General features: G+C 71.9%; 14 protein-coding genes. 6 read left to right on the forward strand and 8 right to left on the reverse strand.

Annotation, left to right across the window (positions count from 1 at the left end; genetic code table 11):
- A partial coding sequence (locus tag CCL05_RS45015) for a hypothetical protein (protein ID WP_086565053.1) occupies window positions 1-1,367 on the forward strand: 1,367 nt, incomplete at its 5' end.
- Between the two features lie 3 nt (window positions 1,368-1,370).
- On the opposite strand, the gene CCL05_RS37205 is transcribed toward CCL05_RS45015, so the two are convergent.
- The 5 genes from CCL05_RS37205 to CCL05_RS37225 form a co-directional block, all read right to left on the reverse strand.
- Window positions 1,371-3,527 (reverse strand): xanthine dehydrogenase family protein molybdopterin-binding subunit, encoded by a 2,157-nt coding sequence (locus CCL05_RS37205; protein ID WP_086565054.1) that lies wholly within the window; start codon window positions 3,525-3,527, stop codon window positions 1,371-1,373.
- Entirely contained in the window at window positions 3,524-4,528 is a 1,005-nt protein-coding gene (locus CCL05_RS37210) for an FAD binding domain-containing protein (RefSeq protein WP_086565055.1), read from the reverse strand. Before CCL05_RS37210 ends, CCL05_RS37205 begins: the two co-directional genes overlap by 4 nt.
- Window positions 4,525-5,055, reverse strand: coding sequence for a (2Fe-2S)-binding protein (locus CCL05_RS37215; protein ID WP_086565056.1), 531 nt, complete (start codon window positions 5,053-5,055; stop codon window positions 4,525-4,527). Before CCL05_RS37215 ends, CCL05_RS37210 begins: the two co-directional genes overlap by 4 nt.
- A 92-nt stretch (window positions 5,056-5,147) precedes the next feature.
- A complete protein-coding gene (locus tag CCL05_RS37220) occupies window positions 5,148-6,293 on the reverse strand; it encodes a hypothetical protein (RefSeq protein WP_167409690.1) in 1,146 nt (381 codons plus the stop codon).
- Window positions 6,294-6,652: 359 nt separating this feature from the next.
- Complete coding sequence (locus CCL05_RS37225; RefSeq protein ID WP_244204534.1) at window positions 6,653-7,666, reverse strand: LacI family DNA-binding transcriptional regulator; 1,014 nt, start codon at window positions 7,664-7,666, stop codon at window positions 6,653-6,655.
- 173 nt (window positions 7,667-7,839) lie between these two features.
- On the opposite strand from CCL05_RS37225, the gene CCL05_RS37230 reads away from it, so the two are divergent.
- The 4 genes from CCL05_RS37230 to CCL05_RS37245 are packed head-to-tail and all read left to right on the forward strand — an operon-like array spanning window position 7,840 to window position 12,006.
- Complete coding sequence (locus tag CCL05_RS37230) at window positions 7,840-8,859, forward strand: sugar ABC transporter substrate-binding protein (RefSeq protein WP_086565059.1); 1,020 nt, start codon at window positions 7,840-7,842, stop codon at window positions 8,857-8,859.
- An 8-nt stretch (window positions 8,860-8,867) separates the two neighbouring features.
- Window positions 8,868-9,725, forward strand: a complete 858-nt coding sequence (locus CCL05_RS37235) for a sugar phosphate isomerase/epimerase family protein (RefSeq protein ID WP_086565060.1) — start codon at window positions 8,868-8,870, stop codon at window positions 9,723-9,725.
- A gap of 57 nt (window positions 9,726-9,782) precedes the next feature.
- Window positions 9,783-10,979: a Gfo/Idh/MocA family protein gene (locus CCL05_RS37240; protein ID WP_086565061.1), complete on the forward strand. Its 1,197-nt coding sequence runs from the start codon at window positions 9,783-9,785 to the stop codon at window positions 10,977-10,979.
- A gap of 28 nt (window positions 10,980-11,007) precedes the next feature.
- The gene (locus CCL05_RS37245; RefSeq protein ID WP_086565062.1) at window positions 11,008-12,006 is read left to right on the forward strand and encodes a sugar phosphate isomerase/epimerase family protein; all 999 of its coding nucleotides are present in this window, start codon (window positions 11,008-11,010) and stop codon (window positions 12,004-12,006) included.
- Window positions 12,007-12,070: 64 nt separating this feature from the next.
- Here CCL05_RS37245 and CCL05_RS37250 read toward each other — a convergent pair whose 3' ends face one another.
- Window positions 12,071-12,598, reverse strand: a complete 528-nt coding sequence (locus CCL05_RS37250; protein ID WP_086565063.1) for a MarR family winged helix-turn-helix transcriptional regulator — start codon at window positions 12,596-12,598, stop codon at window positions 12,071-12,073.
- A gap of 240 nt (window positions 12,599-12,838) precedes the next feature.
- Between CCL05_RS37250 and CCL05_RS37255 the strand changes: the two genes are divergently transcribed.
- The gene (locus tag CCL05_RS37255; RefSeq protein ID WP_086565064.1) at window positions 12,839-13,912 is read left to right on the forward strand and encodes an alkene reductase; all 1,074 of its coding nucleotides are present in this window, start codon (window positions 12,839-12,841) and stop codon (window positions 13,910-13,912) included.
- Between the two features lie 124 nt (window positions 13,913-14,036).
- Here CCL05_RS37255 and CCL05_RS37260 read toward each other — a convergent pair whose 3' ends face one another.
- Window positions 14,037-14,945 carry an SDR family oxidoreductase gene (locus tag CCL05_RS37260; protein WP_086565065.1) on the reverse strand — a complete coding sequence of 303 codons (909 nt, stop codon included), beginning with the start codon at window positions 14,943-14,945 and terminating at the stop codon, window positions 14,037-14,039.
- A gap of 50 nt (window positions 14,946-14,995) precedes the next feature.
- Window positions 14,996-15,475, reverse strand: coding sequence for a MarR family winged helix-turn-helix transcriptional regulator (locus CCL05_RS37265; protein WP_086565066.1), 480 nt, complete (start codon window positions 15,473-15,475; stop codon window positions 14,996-14,998).
- Window positions 15,476-15,485 lie beyond the last annotated feature (10 nt).

Below are 15,485 nucleotides of genomic sequence, written 5' to 3' on the forward strand. Positions count from 1 at the left end.
CCGCACAGGACTGGACGGACCCCGCGCAGGCGCGTCCCGCCCCGCCCGCACAGGAATGGCTGGATCCGGCCGAGGTACGGCCTGTCGCTCCCGCCCCGGACCGTACGGACCAGGCGCCGGCCGAGCCCGACCGGCCCGCCACCTCCGGCCCGGACGAGGCCGTGCGGTCTCCCGAGCCCGAGCCGGGCGACAGCGCCCAGCCCGCCGCGCCCGAGCCGGGCGACCCCGCTCACCCCGCGGCGTCCGGCCAGGACGAGACGGACCAGCCGGGCGCGCGGCCGTTCGTCATCCGTTCCCTCGACGACAACCCGGTGGAGCTCCGGCCCGGCACCGCACCGGGCCCCGCGGTGCCGTACGGCGACGCCGTCAGCGACCTGGTGCACGCCGCCGTGGCGGACCGGCCTCTGGAGGAGGTCGTCGCCCTCATCACCTCGCTGGAGAAGTCGCCCGACCACGCGGAGGCGAGGGTCGACGCGCTCCGCACGGCCGGAGTGGACCGGTCCGTCGAGGACGTCTCCCGCCTGATCGCCCTGCTGACGAAGCCACCGCGCGACGCCGACTGCGCCGACGAGGCCATCCGGGCCGCGGCCGCCCACCGCCCGGTGGAGGAGGTGACCCGGTTGGTGACCCTCCTGCACAAGGAGCCGCAGATGCCGCACGTCCGCGAGGAGGCGCTCCGGGCAGCCGCCACCCGCCGGTCCGTCGGGGAACTGGTCGAGCTGATCGACCGTCTGGGTCTTGAGCGTCTGGACCGCAACGGCCGCCTGCCGGCCGGGACGTCACGTCCGGACGACGGGCCAGGAAGACCCGGGAAGCCCGGCCGGCCGGGCAAGCGCCGTGCGCCACGCCCGGCCTCGGCACCTGAGACCCCTAAGACCCCTGAGACCCGCCGGACGCGCGACGACGCGCCTGCGGACCGCGCCCGTGCGACGGACCGGCTCGCCAGGTCCGTGTCGTGGTCGGGCTGGCTCGCCGCCCTGGCGCTGGTCCTGTGCGCGGTGGCCCACTTCCCGCTGCAACGTGGCGGAACGTCCCTGCCCCTGCACGCGTTCGGCCTCTGCCTGTCGGTGCTGTGCACGGTCCTGGCCCTGCTGCTGGCGCTGCGCCCCGTCGCGGTGGTGCTGGCCGGCGCGGTGGTGGTGCCCACGGTGCTGGCCGCGGGCCAGGCGTACAGGGGCTCCTTCCCGTCGGCGTCCCTGTCCCGGGCCGTGGACCTCGCACTCGCCCCGCCTTGGCTCGCCGCCGCGGCCGCCGTGTGCGCGGCACTGCTGGCCCTCGTCGCGCTGGTCTTCCGCATGGTGGTGCCCCTGGTGGGCCGGCAGTGGGCGCCCGCGCCGCCGCCCGAGGCACGCCGGCTGGCGGAGTGACGCCTAGACGCCCCGCATCGGACCGGATCCGCTCGCGGCGGGGCCGGTCCGGGCGTCATTCGCCGTACGGCTGTCCAGCAGCCCGGTCAGTACCCGGTCGGGCGTCAGCGGGAGTTCGCGGAAGCGGATGCCGGTGGCGTGGTGGACCGCGTTGCCGATCGCCGCGGCCGTCCCCACGATGCCGATCTCCCCGATCCCCTTGCTGCCCATGGGGTTGAGACGGGGATCGTCCTCGTCCAGCCAGTGCGCTTCGATCCCGTCGACGTCGGCGTGCACCGGCACGTGGTACGAGGCCAGGTCCGACTCCGTGAAGTCACCGAACGCGGCGTCCATCGTGCTGCCCTCGGTCAGCGCCATGCCCAGGCCCATCGTCATGCCGCCGACGAACTGGGAGCGTGCCGTACGGGCGTTGAGGATGCGCCCCGCGGCGTACACGCCCAGCAGCCGGCCGACCCGGACCTCGCCGGTGACCGAGTCCACGGCGACCTCGGCGAAGTGCGCCCCGAAGGCGTGCCGCGCCCAGTCGCTCTCGGCGTCCGCCGAGCCCCGGGTGTCGGCGCGGACGTCGAGGCCCTGCTGGGGCAGCGGCCCGGTGTGTTCGGCCAGCCGCCGGGCCAGCCGGGTGCAGGCCTCGTGGACGGCCCAGCCCCAGGAGGCGGTGCCGGACGAGCCGCCGGCGAGCGGCGCCGACGGGAGTTCGGTGCTGCCGACCTCGATCCGCACCCGCTCCAGCGGCGCGTCGAGGGCGTCGGCACCGACCTGCGCGAGCACGGTCCGGGCGCCCGTACCGATGTCCGTGGCGTTGACCCGCACCAGGAACGTCCCGTCGGGCAGCGCCCGGGCCGTCGCCGTGGCGGGCCACACCATGACGGGGTACGTCGCCGCCGCCACACCCGTCCCCAGCAGCAGGGGCCCGTCGCGGCGGGAGCCCGGCCGGGGATCGCGCCCGGCCCATCCGAAGCGGCGGGCGCCCTCGCGCAGACACTCCACCAGGTGCCTGCTGCTGAACGGCTTGCCGCTGTCGGGTTCGACGTCCGGCTCGTTGCGGACGCGCAGCTCGACCGGGTCCATGCCCAGCTCGGTGGCGAGCTCGTCCATCGCGGACTCCAGCGCGTACATGCCCGGCGCCTCGCCCGGCGCCCGCATCCATGACGGCGAGGGCACGTCCAGCGCCGCGACCCGGTGCTCCGTACGACTGTGGGGCGACGCGTACATCACCCGGGCCGGCACCGCCGCCTGCTCCACGAACTCCTTGATCCGGGAGGTGTGCGTCGTGACCTCGTGCACCAGGGAGGTGAGACGCCCGTCCGTGTCGGCGCCGAGCCGCAGCCGGTGCAGGGTGGGAGCACGATGCCCGACGACGGCGGGCAGGTACCGGCGGGGCAGCGCCACGGTGACCGGCCGCCCGGTCTGGCGTGCCGCCATCGCGGCGAGCACCACGTCGGTCCGTGGCGTGCCCTTGGAGCCGAAGCCGCCGCCGACGTGCTCGGCGGTGACGACGACCCGGTCCTCGGGAACGCCGAACAGCCCGGCGAGCACGCCCTGTACGGCACCGGTGCCCTGGCTGGAGGTGTGCACGATGAGCCGGCCGTCCTCCCAGCGGGCGGTGCTGGTGTGCGGCTCCATGGGGTGGTTGTGCAACGGCGGTACCCGGTAGGCGACATCGACCCGGGCGGCCGAGGATCCGAACGCCCCGTCGGGGTCGCCCTGTTCGCGGACGGCCGGATACCCGCCGTTGGCGTCCTCGGGGACGTACACCCCCGGGTGCGAGGCGGTGAGGGTCACATCGTGTTCCTCGGCGGCGTAGTCGACACGGACCGCGGCGGCACCGGCCCGCGCCGCCTCCAGGGTCTCGCCCACCACCAGGGCCACGAACCAGCCGCGATGCGGAACCCGGGGGTCCTGGAGCACGGCGAGCGTGGGATCGTCCGGCTCGGCGAGCCGCGGCGCGTTCTCGTGGGTGAGGACGGCGAGCACACCGGGCACGGCCAGCGCGGCCGCCGTGTCGACGCCGGTCACCCGGCCCCGGGCGACGGCCGCCGGCACGGGCCAGGCCTGGGCCCGGCCGGGGTAGTGGAACTCGGCGGCGTAGCGGGCGGTGCCGCTGACCTTCTCCCGGCCCTCCCGGCGCTCGGCAGGGGCTCCCACACTGCCGGTCATGAAGTCCTCCTCGTCAGCGCCGCGTCGGCGAGCCGGGACAGCACGTCCAGGGCGATGCCCCGGGCCAGCGGCACCTTGTAGGCGTTGTCCCGCAGCGGCCGCGCGGCGGACAGTTCCAGATCGACGGCGTGCTCGAACGCGGCGGCGGTCGGAGCCGCACCGAGCAGCGCCTCCTCCGCCCGCCGGGCCCGCCACGGCCGGTGCGCCAGCGCCCCGAACGCCAGCCCCACGCCGCCGACCACACCGTCCGACACCCGCAGCACGGCCGCGACGGACGCGAGAGCGAAGGCGTACGAAGCCCGGTCGCGGGCCTTGCGGTACGCCGACGGCAGCCCGGCCGTCGAGCCCGGCAGCACCACGCCCGTGACGAGCTCGCCGGGCCGGATCTCGGTGTCCTGCTCCGGCCGGTCCCCGGGCAGCCGGTGGAAGTCCGCCGCGGCGACACTCCGGGCGCCCTCGGGACCGTACAGCTCGACACGCCCGTCCAGAGCGGCCAGCGCCACGGCCATGTCCGACGGATGGGTGGCGATGCAGTGCGCGGAGTGGCCCAGCACCGCGTGATCACGGTGGACGCCGTCCCGGGCGCCGCAGCCGCTGCCCGGCTCCCGCTTGTTGCACGGCTTCGACAGGTCCTGGAAGTACGGGCACCGGGTCCGCTGGAGCAGGTTGCCGCCGGTCGTCGCCGCGTTGCGCAACTGCCCGGACGCCCCCGCGAGCACCGCCTGCGACAGCGCCGGGTAGCGGTCGCGCACAAGGGGGTGGGCCGCGAGGTCGCTGTTGCGGACCATCGCCCCGATCCGCAGCCCGCCGTCCGGCAGCTCCTCCACCGCGTCCAGCGGCAGACGGGTGACGTCGACGAGGGCGGCGGGCCGCTCGACACCGAGCTTCATCAGATCGACGAGGTTGGTGCCGCCGCCGAGATAACGGGCGCCGGGGTGGGCGGCGTACGCGGAGGTCGCCTCCTCGACGCTCCCGGCGCGGACGTAGGCGAACTCCTTCACGGGATCACGTCCTCCACGGCCTCGGCGATCCGCGGATACGCGCCGCACCGGCACAGGTTGCCGCTCAACCGCTCCCGGATCTCCTCCCGGTCCAGCGGCACCGGCTCGCCGGAGGGCGTCGCCGGGTCGGTGACGTGCGAGGGATGGCCGGCCGCCGCCTCGGCGAGCATGCCGGCCGCGGAGCAGATCTGGCCCGGGGTGCAGTAGCCGCACTGGAAGGCGTCGCGCTCCAGGAAGGCCCGTTGCAGGGGGTGAGGTCCTTCACCGTCGCCGGACAGCCCCTCGACGGTCGTGACCTCACAGCCGTCCAGGGCGACCGCGAACAGCAGACAGCTGTTGACGCGCCGCCCGTCCACCAGGACCGTACAGGCGCCGCACTGGCCGTGGTCGCAGCCCTTCTTGGCGCCCGTGAGGTCCAGATCCTCCCGCAGGAGGTCCAGCAGGACCCGCCGGTGGTCGACGGTGAGGGTGTGGGGTTTGCCGTTGACGCGGAGCGTCGTCTCCGAGTGGTGCTGGTCGTTGCCCATGGCGTGGTGGACCTTCCGGACGGGCCGTACTGCCGTACGGACCGCGTATCCACCAGACCACGACTGACACGTGCGCCCCGTGAGGACGGCGCCTAGTTCTCGTCCCGCGAGGGGGCCACCGGGCGCTGGGACCTGCTCTTCAGGCGTTCGAACGTGCGTGTGAGCTGTTGCAGCGGAGACGCCACGGGGGTGTCGGAGGGCTGTTGCCGCACCGGAGCGGCTTCGGCGGACTCCTGGTAGGCGGTCAGGGCCTCGTGGGCCCGTTCGGCCGCCTCCCGGTACAGGTCACGGGACTTCGTCATGGCCTCCAGCGCCTCGGCGTACATGGCGACCAGACCGCGCTGGCGCTCCAGCTCCTCCTCGAGGGTCAGCAGGTGCCAGTCCTCCCGCAGCGCGGTGAGGGCGTCCTCGGCGCCGTCGGGCAGTGGTCTGGGCAGCGCGGCGTACCGCGTCACCGCGTCGACGAGGTCGGCCGGCTCCGAGCCGTCGAGGAAGACCGCGCGGACGGAGAAGTCCTCGGCGACGTAGCCCTCCGGCGCCGGGGTGCCGGGCAGCACCACGGCACCGCCGCGCGGTACCTCCACACCCGTGTCCCGCAGAGCCCAGTTGACCCCCCGCAGCTGCTGCGGCGCGGCCCGGTGCTCCACCACACGGTGCCGCAGCCCCGCCGGCAGCCACCGCGCGACCGGCAGCCGGCCTCGCTCGTCCGTGGACATCGCCTCGTGGACGACCACGTGGATGTGCCACCCGCCGGGCACCGCGTTCCTGAACAGGCGCCGCGTGTCCTTGTCGTCGCGGGGGAGCGGATTGATCTTCCGCAGGGACAGCTCCGCGGCACCGTCCCGGTCCCAGGCGACGTCCGGCTCCTCCGGCCAGAACAGCGCGGCGGGCGACGGCCAGTGGTAGTCCCACGGCCGCTCGGCCTCCGCGACCAGGATCCACTCCTGCCCGCCGTCCGGCCCGGGCGTCACGCCGATCCGGGCCCGCACGGTCACCGTCTCCTCCACCCGCCAGCGGGCCTCGAAGACCCGCTCCGCCGGGGCGGCCTCGGGCCCGGCGTCGGTCCCGGCCTCGGCTCCGGCTTCGGACACTTCGAGAAAGTCGTCGATGGCCCGACTTCGCTTGCGCTGCTCCAGCGAGCGCCGGAGCACGTCTTCCGCGGCGCCTTCGGCATGGCGGCCACGAGCCAGCCACACCGTGTCGGGAGTCATGGGGCGGACGGTGGGGGAAGTCGGCATGGGTCCAACTGTGAACGGGGGCAGGGGCGCCTGCCAGTATCGTCGCCGCAGGCCGACGGGCATAACCCGGGGTCACACACGGGGCAGCGCCCTGCGGTACCGGGCAGCACCGGGTGCTTCCAAGGCGCGCGGCGCGCACGGGGTGTGCGCGCCGCGCGCAGGGCGGCGGATCACACTCGTGGCACCACCGGCACCAGGTCACAACAATGGTCCGCACGAGCAGGGCCCGCCCACCATCCGCATCGGGGCGGGTCCTGCTCGCCTGCCGTCAGGCCTCCTGGGGTGCCGCCGCCCGGGCGTCGTCGCTGGGCCGTGGTCGACATCTCGCTGGGTGAAGCCGGCCCGCGTCCCCCTTGCCTTCACGCGGGTTCGGCCGTGGTGCCGCGCAGGACGAGGCGTGGGGTGAGGACGACCTCGCGGGGTTCGGTGCGGTCCCGGTCGAGGCGCTCGACCGCGGCGGTCACCGCCTGGCGGGCCTGTTCCTGGGCGCTCTGGCTGACCGTGGTCAGATTGAAGCAGCTCAGCCGGGAGAGCGTGTCGTCGTCGTAGCCGACGACGGAGACCCGGCCCGGGACGGCGACGCCTGCGCGGGTCAGGGCGGCCAGCACACCGATGGCCGACTGGTCGTTGAACGCGACGACCGCGGTGGGCAGTCGGGGGCCACTGAGCAGATGGCGGGCGGCGCGTTCGCCGGCCGCCTCGGTCTGGTCTCCGGTGAGCACCCGGATCTGCTCGTCCAGTCCGTGGCGGCGCATGGCGGTGCGGTAGCCGCGGCGCCGGTCGGTGGCGATGACGCCCTTGCCGCCGTCGACGTAGACGATCTCGCGGTGGCCGAGACCGACGAGATGGTCGACGATCTGGCCCACGCCGTCGTCGTCCGCGGTGCGCACGACGTCCAGGGCCGAGTCGGCGATGCGGCGGCCGACGGCGATGACGGGGGTCTTGTTGTCGAGGGCGGCGAGCGCGTCGGCGGGCGAGGTCGGGCCGAGCAGGATCAGTGCCTCGCTGCGGAAGGCCAGCAGTGTCTCCACTGCCGTCTGTTCGTCGCGGGTGCGGGTGAGCGTGCTCAGGACGAGGTCGTAGCCGACCTCCTCGGCCGCGGTGTGCAGGTGCTCGACCAGTTCGGCGTGGAACGGGCTGCGGATGTCGACCATGACGCCGAGCAGCCGGCTGCGCCTGCTGGCCAGCGTGCTGGCGGTGCGGTCCACCTGGTAGCCGAGGTCGGCAGCCGCCTTGAGGACACGCTGCCGGGTCCGCTCGCTGGGGCCGGGCACGCCACGCAGCACCAGGGACACCGACGCCGTGGACACGCCCACCCGCGCGGCCACGTCCTCCAGCCTCGGACGCTTGTGCCCGCCGTTGCGGTGACGCATGGAACCACTGTCGTCCACTTGTACCTCCGCGCGGCACATCTCCCCGTGCAACACCCTTGACACGGTCACGAAACAAGGCTGATAGTACCAGCACTTAAAGCGCTTTAAATTGTCCTGATGTTCTAAATCCGCGGATCCCCCTCTCTCCTCCCTGCACAGTGAGGTGCACGCCCATGACCCGCACACCGCTTCCCCGCTCCCGCAGAATCGTCCCCGCAGTAGCGGTGGCCGCCGTGGCCGCCCTGGCCCTCGCGGGCTGTTCCAGCACCTCGGGCGGGAAGAAGGCGGAGGAGAGCGCCGGCGACGTCGCCGCCGGCAAGGCCTCCACCCCGCGTATGACGATCGCGATGGTCACCCACGCGCCCTCCGGCGACACCTTCTGGGACACCATCCGCAAGGGCGCCGAAGCGGCCGCGGCCAAGGACAACGTCAAGCTGATCTACTCCAACGACGAGAACGCCGGCGACCAGGCCAACCTGGTGCAGAACGCGATCGACCAGAAGGTCGACGGCATCGCGGTCACCCTCGCCAAGCCCGACGCTCTGAAAGCCGTCGTCGCCACGGCCGAGAAGGCCGGCATCCCCGTGGTCGGCCTCAACGCGGGCCTGGGCGCCTGGAAGCAGCAGAAGCTGCTGTCGTTCTTCGGCCAGGACGAGTCCGTCTCCGGCCAGGCCCTCGGCTCCAAGCTCAACGGCACCGGCGCCAAGCACGCCCTGTGCGTGATCCAGGCCCAGGGCGACGTCAACCTCGAAGAGCGCTGCGCCGGCGTGAAGAAGACCTTCAGCGGCAAGACGGACATCCTCTACGTCAACGGCACGGACATGCCGTCGGTGAAGTCGACCATCACGGCCAGGCTGAAGCAGGACTCCTCGATCGACGAAGTGGTCACCCTCGGCGCGCCCATCGCGCTGACCGCCGCGCAGTCGGTCTCCGAGTCGGGCAGCAAGGTGAAGATCGCGACCTTCGACCTGAACAAGGACCTGGTGTCCGCCATCGAGAAGGGCACCATCCAGTTCGCGGTCGATCAGCAGCCCTTCCTACAGGGTTACCTGGCGGTCGACTCCCTCTGGCTCTACAGGACGAACGGCAACTTCAGCGGCGGCGGCGAGCAGCCCGTGCTGACCGGCCCGGCCTTCGTCGACAAGTCCAACGTCGACGCCGTCGCCGAGTTCGCCGCCAAGGGAACCCGGTGACGAGCCCCATGAAGATCGCCCTCGACCCGTACATGATCCGTCACGTGCCGCTCCTCGAACTGCCGTCCGTGGTCGCCGAGTTGGGATACGAGTGGATCGAGCTGTCGCCCCGGGAGGACTTCATTCCCTTCTTCCGTCATCCGCGCGTGGACGACGCGACGGTGCGGAAGTTCCGCAAGGCGCTGGACGCGGCGGGTGTCGGCATCTCCTCGTTGCTACCGCTGTTCCGCTGGTCCGGCCCGGACGAGGACGCCCGGCAGGCCGCCGTACGGTACTGGAAGCGCTCGATCCAGATCGCCGCCGACCTCGGCGTGAACAGCATGATCTCGGAGTTCAACGGACGCCCCGAGGACCCCGATCGCAGTGAGGCTCAGTTCTGGAAGTCGCTGGACGAGCTGCTGCCGGTGTTCGAGCGAGAGGGCGTCAAGCTGGCGCTGGAGCCGCACCCGGACGACTTCATCGAGAACGGCTACGACGCGATCAACCTGATCCGGGGCATCAACCACCCCGACGTCACGTTTCTCTACTGCGCCCCGCACACCTTCCACATCGGCAACGACGCCCCCGGCATCATCGCGTACGCGGGCGACCTGCTCACCCACGTCCACCTGGCCGACGCGTTCGACCACACCGCGTCCTCGGGCAACCGCTACATCCTCAACCCGCCCGGTACAGCGGCCCGTGTCCACCAGCACCTCGACATGGGGCAGGGCGAGGTGGACTTCGACGAACTCTTCCGTGAACTGCGCGCGAACGGCTTCGACGGCACCCTCACCGCTTGCGTGTTCGCCTGGGAGGAGCGCGCCAAGGAGTCCTCGGTGTTCATGCGCAAGAAGATCGACGAGTACCTGACCACCTGGCCGTGACGGGGCTTTTCTCCTGCCACACCGATCCTGATCACTACTCCTTCGAAGGGCACCGCCATGACCACGTCCGTCAAACCCCTCTCCGTCGCGGTGATCGGCGCCGGCATGGCCGGCCGCAGTCACGCTGCCGGGTACCGCAACGTCAACACGGTCTTCGGTGCCGGTCTGCCGCCCGTCCGGCTGGCCGCGATCGCCGATGCCAACGTCGAACTCGGCGAGGACGCCGCCCGCCGCTACGGCTACGAGAAGGCGCTGCCGAGCTGGGAGGCCGTCGCCGAGGACCCGACGATCGACGCGGTCTCCGTCGTCGTGGCAAATGATCTGCACCGTCCGATCGCTCAGGCGCTGATCGCCGCCGGAAAGCATGTGCTGTGCGAGAAGCCGTTGGCCGGGTCGCTCGAAGACGCCCGCGCCATGGCCGAGTTGGGGCGGGATGCCGAGGTGGTGACGGCCGTCGGGTACTCCTTCCGGCGTTCGCCCGGCATCGCGGCGATCCGCGAGCATGTGCGTGCCGGCGAGCTGGGCGATCCGACGCTGTTCAGCGGCCGTTACTGGTGCGACTACGCGACCGACCCGAACGGGCCGCTGAGCTGGCGCTTCAAGGGCGGCGCCGGCTCCGGTGCGCTCGGGGACATCGGTTCGCACGTCATCGACGTCGCCGAGTACGTCGCCGGGCCCATCACCTCGGTCTCCGGTGCCTCGTTGTCGACACAGATCACCAAGCGGCCGCTGCCGCTGGGCGCGGTCGTCGGGCACAACGCCGTCCCCGTGTCCGACGAGGTGGGCGAGGTGGAGAACGAGGACACCGCGTCCTTCACGGCCCGCTTCGAGTCCGGTCTGGTCGGCACCTTCTCGGTGACGCGCACCGGTTTCGGTCTGCCCAACGGGCTCGCCTTCGACATTCTGGGTGTGGCCGGGCGGGCCGCGTTCGACCAGCACCGGCCCGCCGAGTACCTCTTCGACGACGCGCAGCCGGGGGCCCGTACGCGCGGGGCCCGGCAGATCATCGTGGGCCCGCAGGTGCCGTACTTCGCGGGTGGTGTTCCGATGGAGGCGCCGGGTGTGGGCGCCGGCAACGCCGACCACTTCACCTACCAGGCCAGGGCCTTCCTCGATCAGGTCGCGGGGGTCGCCGAGCCGTTGCCGGCCTGCGCCACGTTCGCCGACGCGCTGCGGACCATGGAGATCATCCGAGCCGTCGTCGAGTCCTCGCGCGACGGCGGTGCCGCCGTCGACGTCCCGCCCGCCGCCTGACCTGAGCACGTATCCAAGGAGCACGCGCATGGCCCTCAAGCTCGGCGCCTACACCGCCTGTCTGCACGACCGCACCCTCCCCGAGGCCCTCGACATCCTCAACGAGAACGGCCTGACCTCGGCGGAGGTCAACACCGGCGGTTTCCTCCCCGCCCCGCACTGCCCGGTCGACCTGCTGCTGTCCTCGGCCACCGCGCGCGAGGAGTACCTGGCGGCCTTCGCCGACCGCGGGATGGAGCTGACCGGCCTCAACTGCAACGGCAACCCGCTCAACCCGCTCCCGGGTGTCGGGCCCAAGCACGCCGACGACCTGCGTCGCACGATCCGCCTCGCGGGCATGCTCGGTGTGAAGCACGTCGTGACCATGTCCGGCACGCCGGGTTCGGACCCGGATGCCAGGTACCCCTCCTGGGTCGTCAACCCGTGGGACGGCGTGTACATGGACGTCCTGGACTACCAGTGGGGCGTGGCCGTCGAGTTCTGGAAGGAGATCGACGCTCTGGCCCGGGAGAACGACGTCCGGGTCGCTGTCGAGATGCATCCGCACAATCTCGTCTTCTCCCCCGTCACGCTGAAGCGGCTCGTCGACGAGGGGGGCCTGACGAACGTCGGCGCCGAGATGGACCCCTCCCATCTGATGTGGCAGGGCATGGACGTCGTCGCCTGCGTCAAGTGGCTCGGCCCGCTGGTCTTCCACGCCGCAGCCAAGGACGCGGTGCTCTGCCCGGGCGCCGACATCCGCGGCGTGCTCGACACGTCCTTCACCCGGGTGCCGGCCGACGCGCCGGGCAAGGTGCCCACGGGGTACGGCTTCTGGTGCAACGCCTGGCCGGAGAACCCGGCTTGGAAGTTCGTGGCGGTCGGCCTCGGCAACGACGTCCCCTTCTGGACCGGGTTCCTGCGCGCCCTCGCCGAGATCGACCCCGACATGGCCGTCAACATCGAGCACGAGGACGCCGCCTACTCCCGCACCGAGGGGCTGGCCCTGGCCGCCAAGAACCTGCACAGCGCCGCGGCGGCTTTCTGACCAGGGCTGTCGCATGTCCCACCACATCGCTGTGAAAGCGGCTCCGGGTCCGGCGTGCGGTACCTCAGTCGACGTGTGACGCGGCCCGTGTGAGGCTGCCCTCGATCCGGCTCAGGGCCTCCAGAGCCTCGGCCTGCTCCGTGGGGGTCAGGTCGTCGACGACGCTGGCCTCGAGCTCGAGCCACGCGCGCTCCACCTCTTGCCGCAGGGCGTTGCTGGCGGCCGTGGGTTCGACGATGGTGGCTCGCCTGTCGCTGGAGGAGGGACGGCGGCGTACGAAGCCCGCGTTCTCCAGGCGTTGAATGGTGCGGGTCATGGTGGCGGCGTCGGAGCCGAGCAGGCGGACGAGGTCGGTCTGGCGCTGGGGGCCGCGGTCCCACAGCTGCATCATGACCAGTTCCTGGCCGGGGTGGAGGCCGACGCGGCGCAGCAGCTGCCCGGCGAGCATGCGGTGCACGCGGGCCACGCGGAGGATCGCGTGACTGAGAGGGCCGGCCGCGACGGACGGTGGCAGCGGCAAGGGGCCGCCCGGCGACGCCGTCGTCCGGGCTGTGGCCGAGCCGCTTGCGTCCGCTTTCTCCGGCTGGGTCATTTCTTCCTCGCTGAGTGACCTGGGCTTGCTCGAACAAGGAGAAGGTACTGCCCCGCTGGGTCTCCGCACCAGTGACGGGGTCCTTTGGACTGCTCAGAGACGGTCTGGGTGACGTGGATCACGCGTGCGGTGGGATGGGTCTGTGGTGTTTACTTGTTCAGACAGTAAACACGCAATCGGCGTTGTTACGTCATGGGCCGCGGCAAGCGGCGGCCCACCTGTGAGACGAGGAAGGTAAGCATGTCGACGGCATTCCAGTCCTACGACCTCAGCGGCAAGCAACTGGCCAATCGCATCGTGATGGCTCCGATGACCCGCAGTCGCGCCTACGGTCCCGGGCAGTGCCCGACCGATCTGATGGTCACTTACTACGCCCAGCGGGCGAGCGCCGGTCTGATCGTCACGGAGGGCGTCCAGCCGTCGGTGATCGGCCAGGGTTACCCCGACACGCCGGGCATCCACTCGGATGAACAGGTCGCGGCCTGGCGCAAGGTGACGGACGCCGTGCACGCGGAGGGCGGTGTGATCTACCTGCAGCTGATGCACACCGGCCGGGTCGGCCACCCGAGCCTCACGGACCTTCAGCCGGTCGGCCCGTCCGCCGTCACGGCCAAGGGGCAGGTCTACACGCAGAGCGGCCCGCAGGACTTCGTGACGCCGAAGGAACTCACCGAGGCCGAGATCCTCGAGACGATCGCCGACTACGCTTCCGCCGCGCGCAACGCGATCGAGGCCGGCTTCGACGGCGTGGAGCTGCACGGCGCCAACGGCTACCTCATCCACCAGTTCCTCGCGCCGAACTCCAACCGGCGCACCGACGGCTGGGGCGGTTCGCCGCAGGCCCGCATCCGCTTCGCCGTCGAGACCGCCAAGGCCGTCGCCGCGGCCATCGGCGCGGACAAGGTCGGCTTCCGTATCTCCCCCGGAAACCCCTTCAACGACATCGACGAGTCCGACCGGGTCGACGTGGAGGCGACCTACACCGCGCTGGTCGACGCGCTCGCCCCGCTGGGCCTGGCCTACCTGCACCAGATGGAGGCCCCCGAGATGCGCGATCTGACCCTCCGCCTGCGCAAGCAGTTCCCGGGCACCTACATCCTCAACCCCTTCACCGCCCCGCGGCCCACGGGTCCGGAGGAGCTGCAGCTGATCGAGGACGGCACCGCCGACCTGGTCGCCTATGGTGCCCTGTTCCTGGCCAACCCCGACCTGCCCAAGCGGCTGGCCGCCGGCGGCCCCTTCAACAGCCCGGACCCGGCCGCCTTCTACGGCGGTGACCACACCGGGTACACCGACTACCCGACTCTCGGCTGACCTTCGCCCCCCAGGCCTGCACGTGTGCCCCCGGCTCGGTGGATCCGACCGGGGGCACACGTGCAGGCGGGCATATTTCCCTGTCCGAACAACTCAGGGGGTTACGGGGCGACCGGCAGACTCGTCACCGGTGCTGCGTCTTGCCCAGCTCGTCGGTGAATCGGGCGAGGACCTCCTCGGCCGTGGGGACGGGGCCGAACAGCTGCTCCTGGCGGCGGGGGTCGGCGACGTAGCGGCCGCTGTCGAACCAGGCGAACATCGCGGCCATGTCCTTGACCAGGGGCATGAAGCGGCCGGCGACGGCTCCCGCGGCGCGGGCGACGGCGGAGGGGACGGCCCACACCTTGATCTTCTTTCCGGCCCGGCTGCCCATCAGGTCGGCCATCTCGCGCATGCTGACCGGACGGTCCCAGCCGATGTCGATGCGCTCACCGGCCTCGGCCTCGACGTCGACCGCGGCCGCCAGGTATGCGGCGAGATCGGAGGTGTGGACGAAGGTCAGCGGGACGGTGGCCTTGCCGATCCACATCAGGCGGCCCTTGTCGATCGGGTTGCCCGCCGCGCTCGCGATCTGGTCGAGGAACGCCCCCGGCCGCAGTGCGACGGACGGGACGCCGAGCTGTTCGAGTTTGTCCTCGGCGATCTTCTTGTGCCAGAAGTGCGGGACATCGGGTGTCTGGTCGCTGGTGAGGATGCTGGTCAGGACGAACCGCCGGATGCCGGTGCGGTGGGCGGCCTCGGCGAGGTTGGCGTTGCCGACGGTGTCGATGTCGTACGCGTTCTTGCCGCCGCGGGTGTAGCCGGCGGCGGTGGTGATGACGGCGTCGGCGCCGTTCATCGCGGCGACGAGGGAGTCGACGTCGAGCATGTCGCCGCGGGCGATCCCGACGCCCCGGCTTTCGATCCTGCTCGCGTCGGTGGTGGGCCGGACCAGGGCGCGGACGTTCTTGCCGCGCTTGAGCAGTTCGTCGACGACCTTGCCCCCGAGGGAGCCGGTCGCGCCGACGACGAGGACCGGGAGGGTGGTGGTCATGGGGGCCTCACTTTGCGTCAGGTCAGTAAGGGGGGCGCCACCGGGGGGAGTTACTTGGCTTCTTCCTGCGGAAGAGGGCGGCTGTTGATCGCGTCGGCGATGGCGTAGGCGGTACGGACGAAGGACTCTGCCTGCTCCGCCGACAGGTTCAGCGCGGAGGTCTCCTCCAGGGCCCGCCACATGGCTGCCAGGGGCTCGCGCATGGCACGGCCCTTGTCGGTGAGGTGGACGACCATGACGCGCCGGTCGTGCTGGGCCGGCTCGCGGACGAGCAGGCCGGCGTCCTGCATGCGGCGTAGGGACTTGGAGACGGTGGAGTGGTCCAGGCCGACGCTTTCGAGCAGCTCGGACTGGGTCTGGCCGTCCCGGTCCAGGAGGTGCATCAGCAGCAGTTCCTGCCCGGGGTGCAGGTCCATCTCGCGGAGCATGGCGGCGGCGCGGGCGCGGTGAGCGCGGGCGAGCTGGAAGATCGCGTAGCTCATCGGCCCTTCGCCGGCCGTAGCGGGGACGCGGGGTGTGGGGGCGGGCATGGTTCGGTTC

It is taken from the genome of Streptomyces africanus (genome assembly GCF_002150735.1).
Taxonomy (GTDB): Bacteria; Actinomycetota; Actinomycetes; order Streptomycetales; family Streptomycetaceae; genus Streptomyces; species Streptomyces africanus.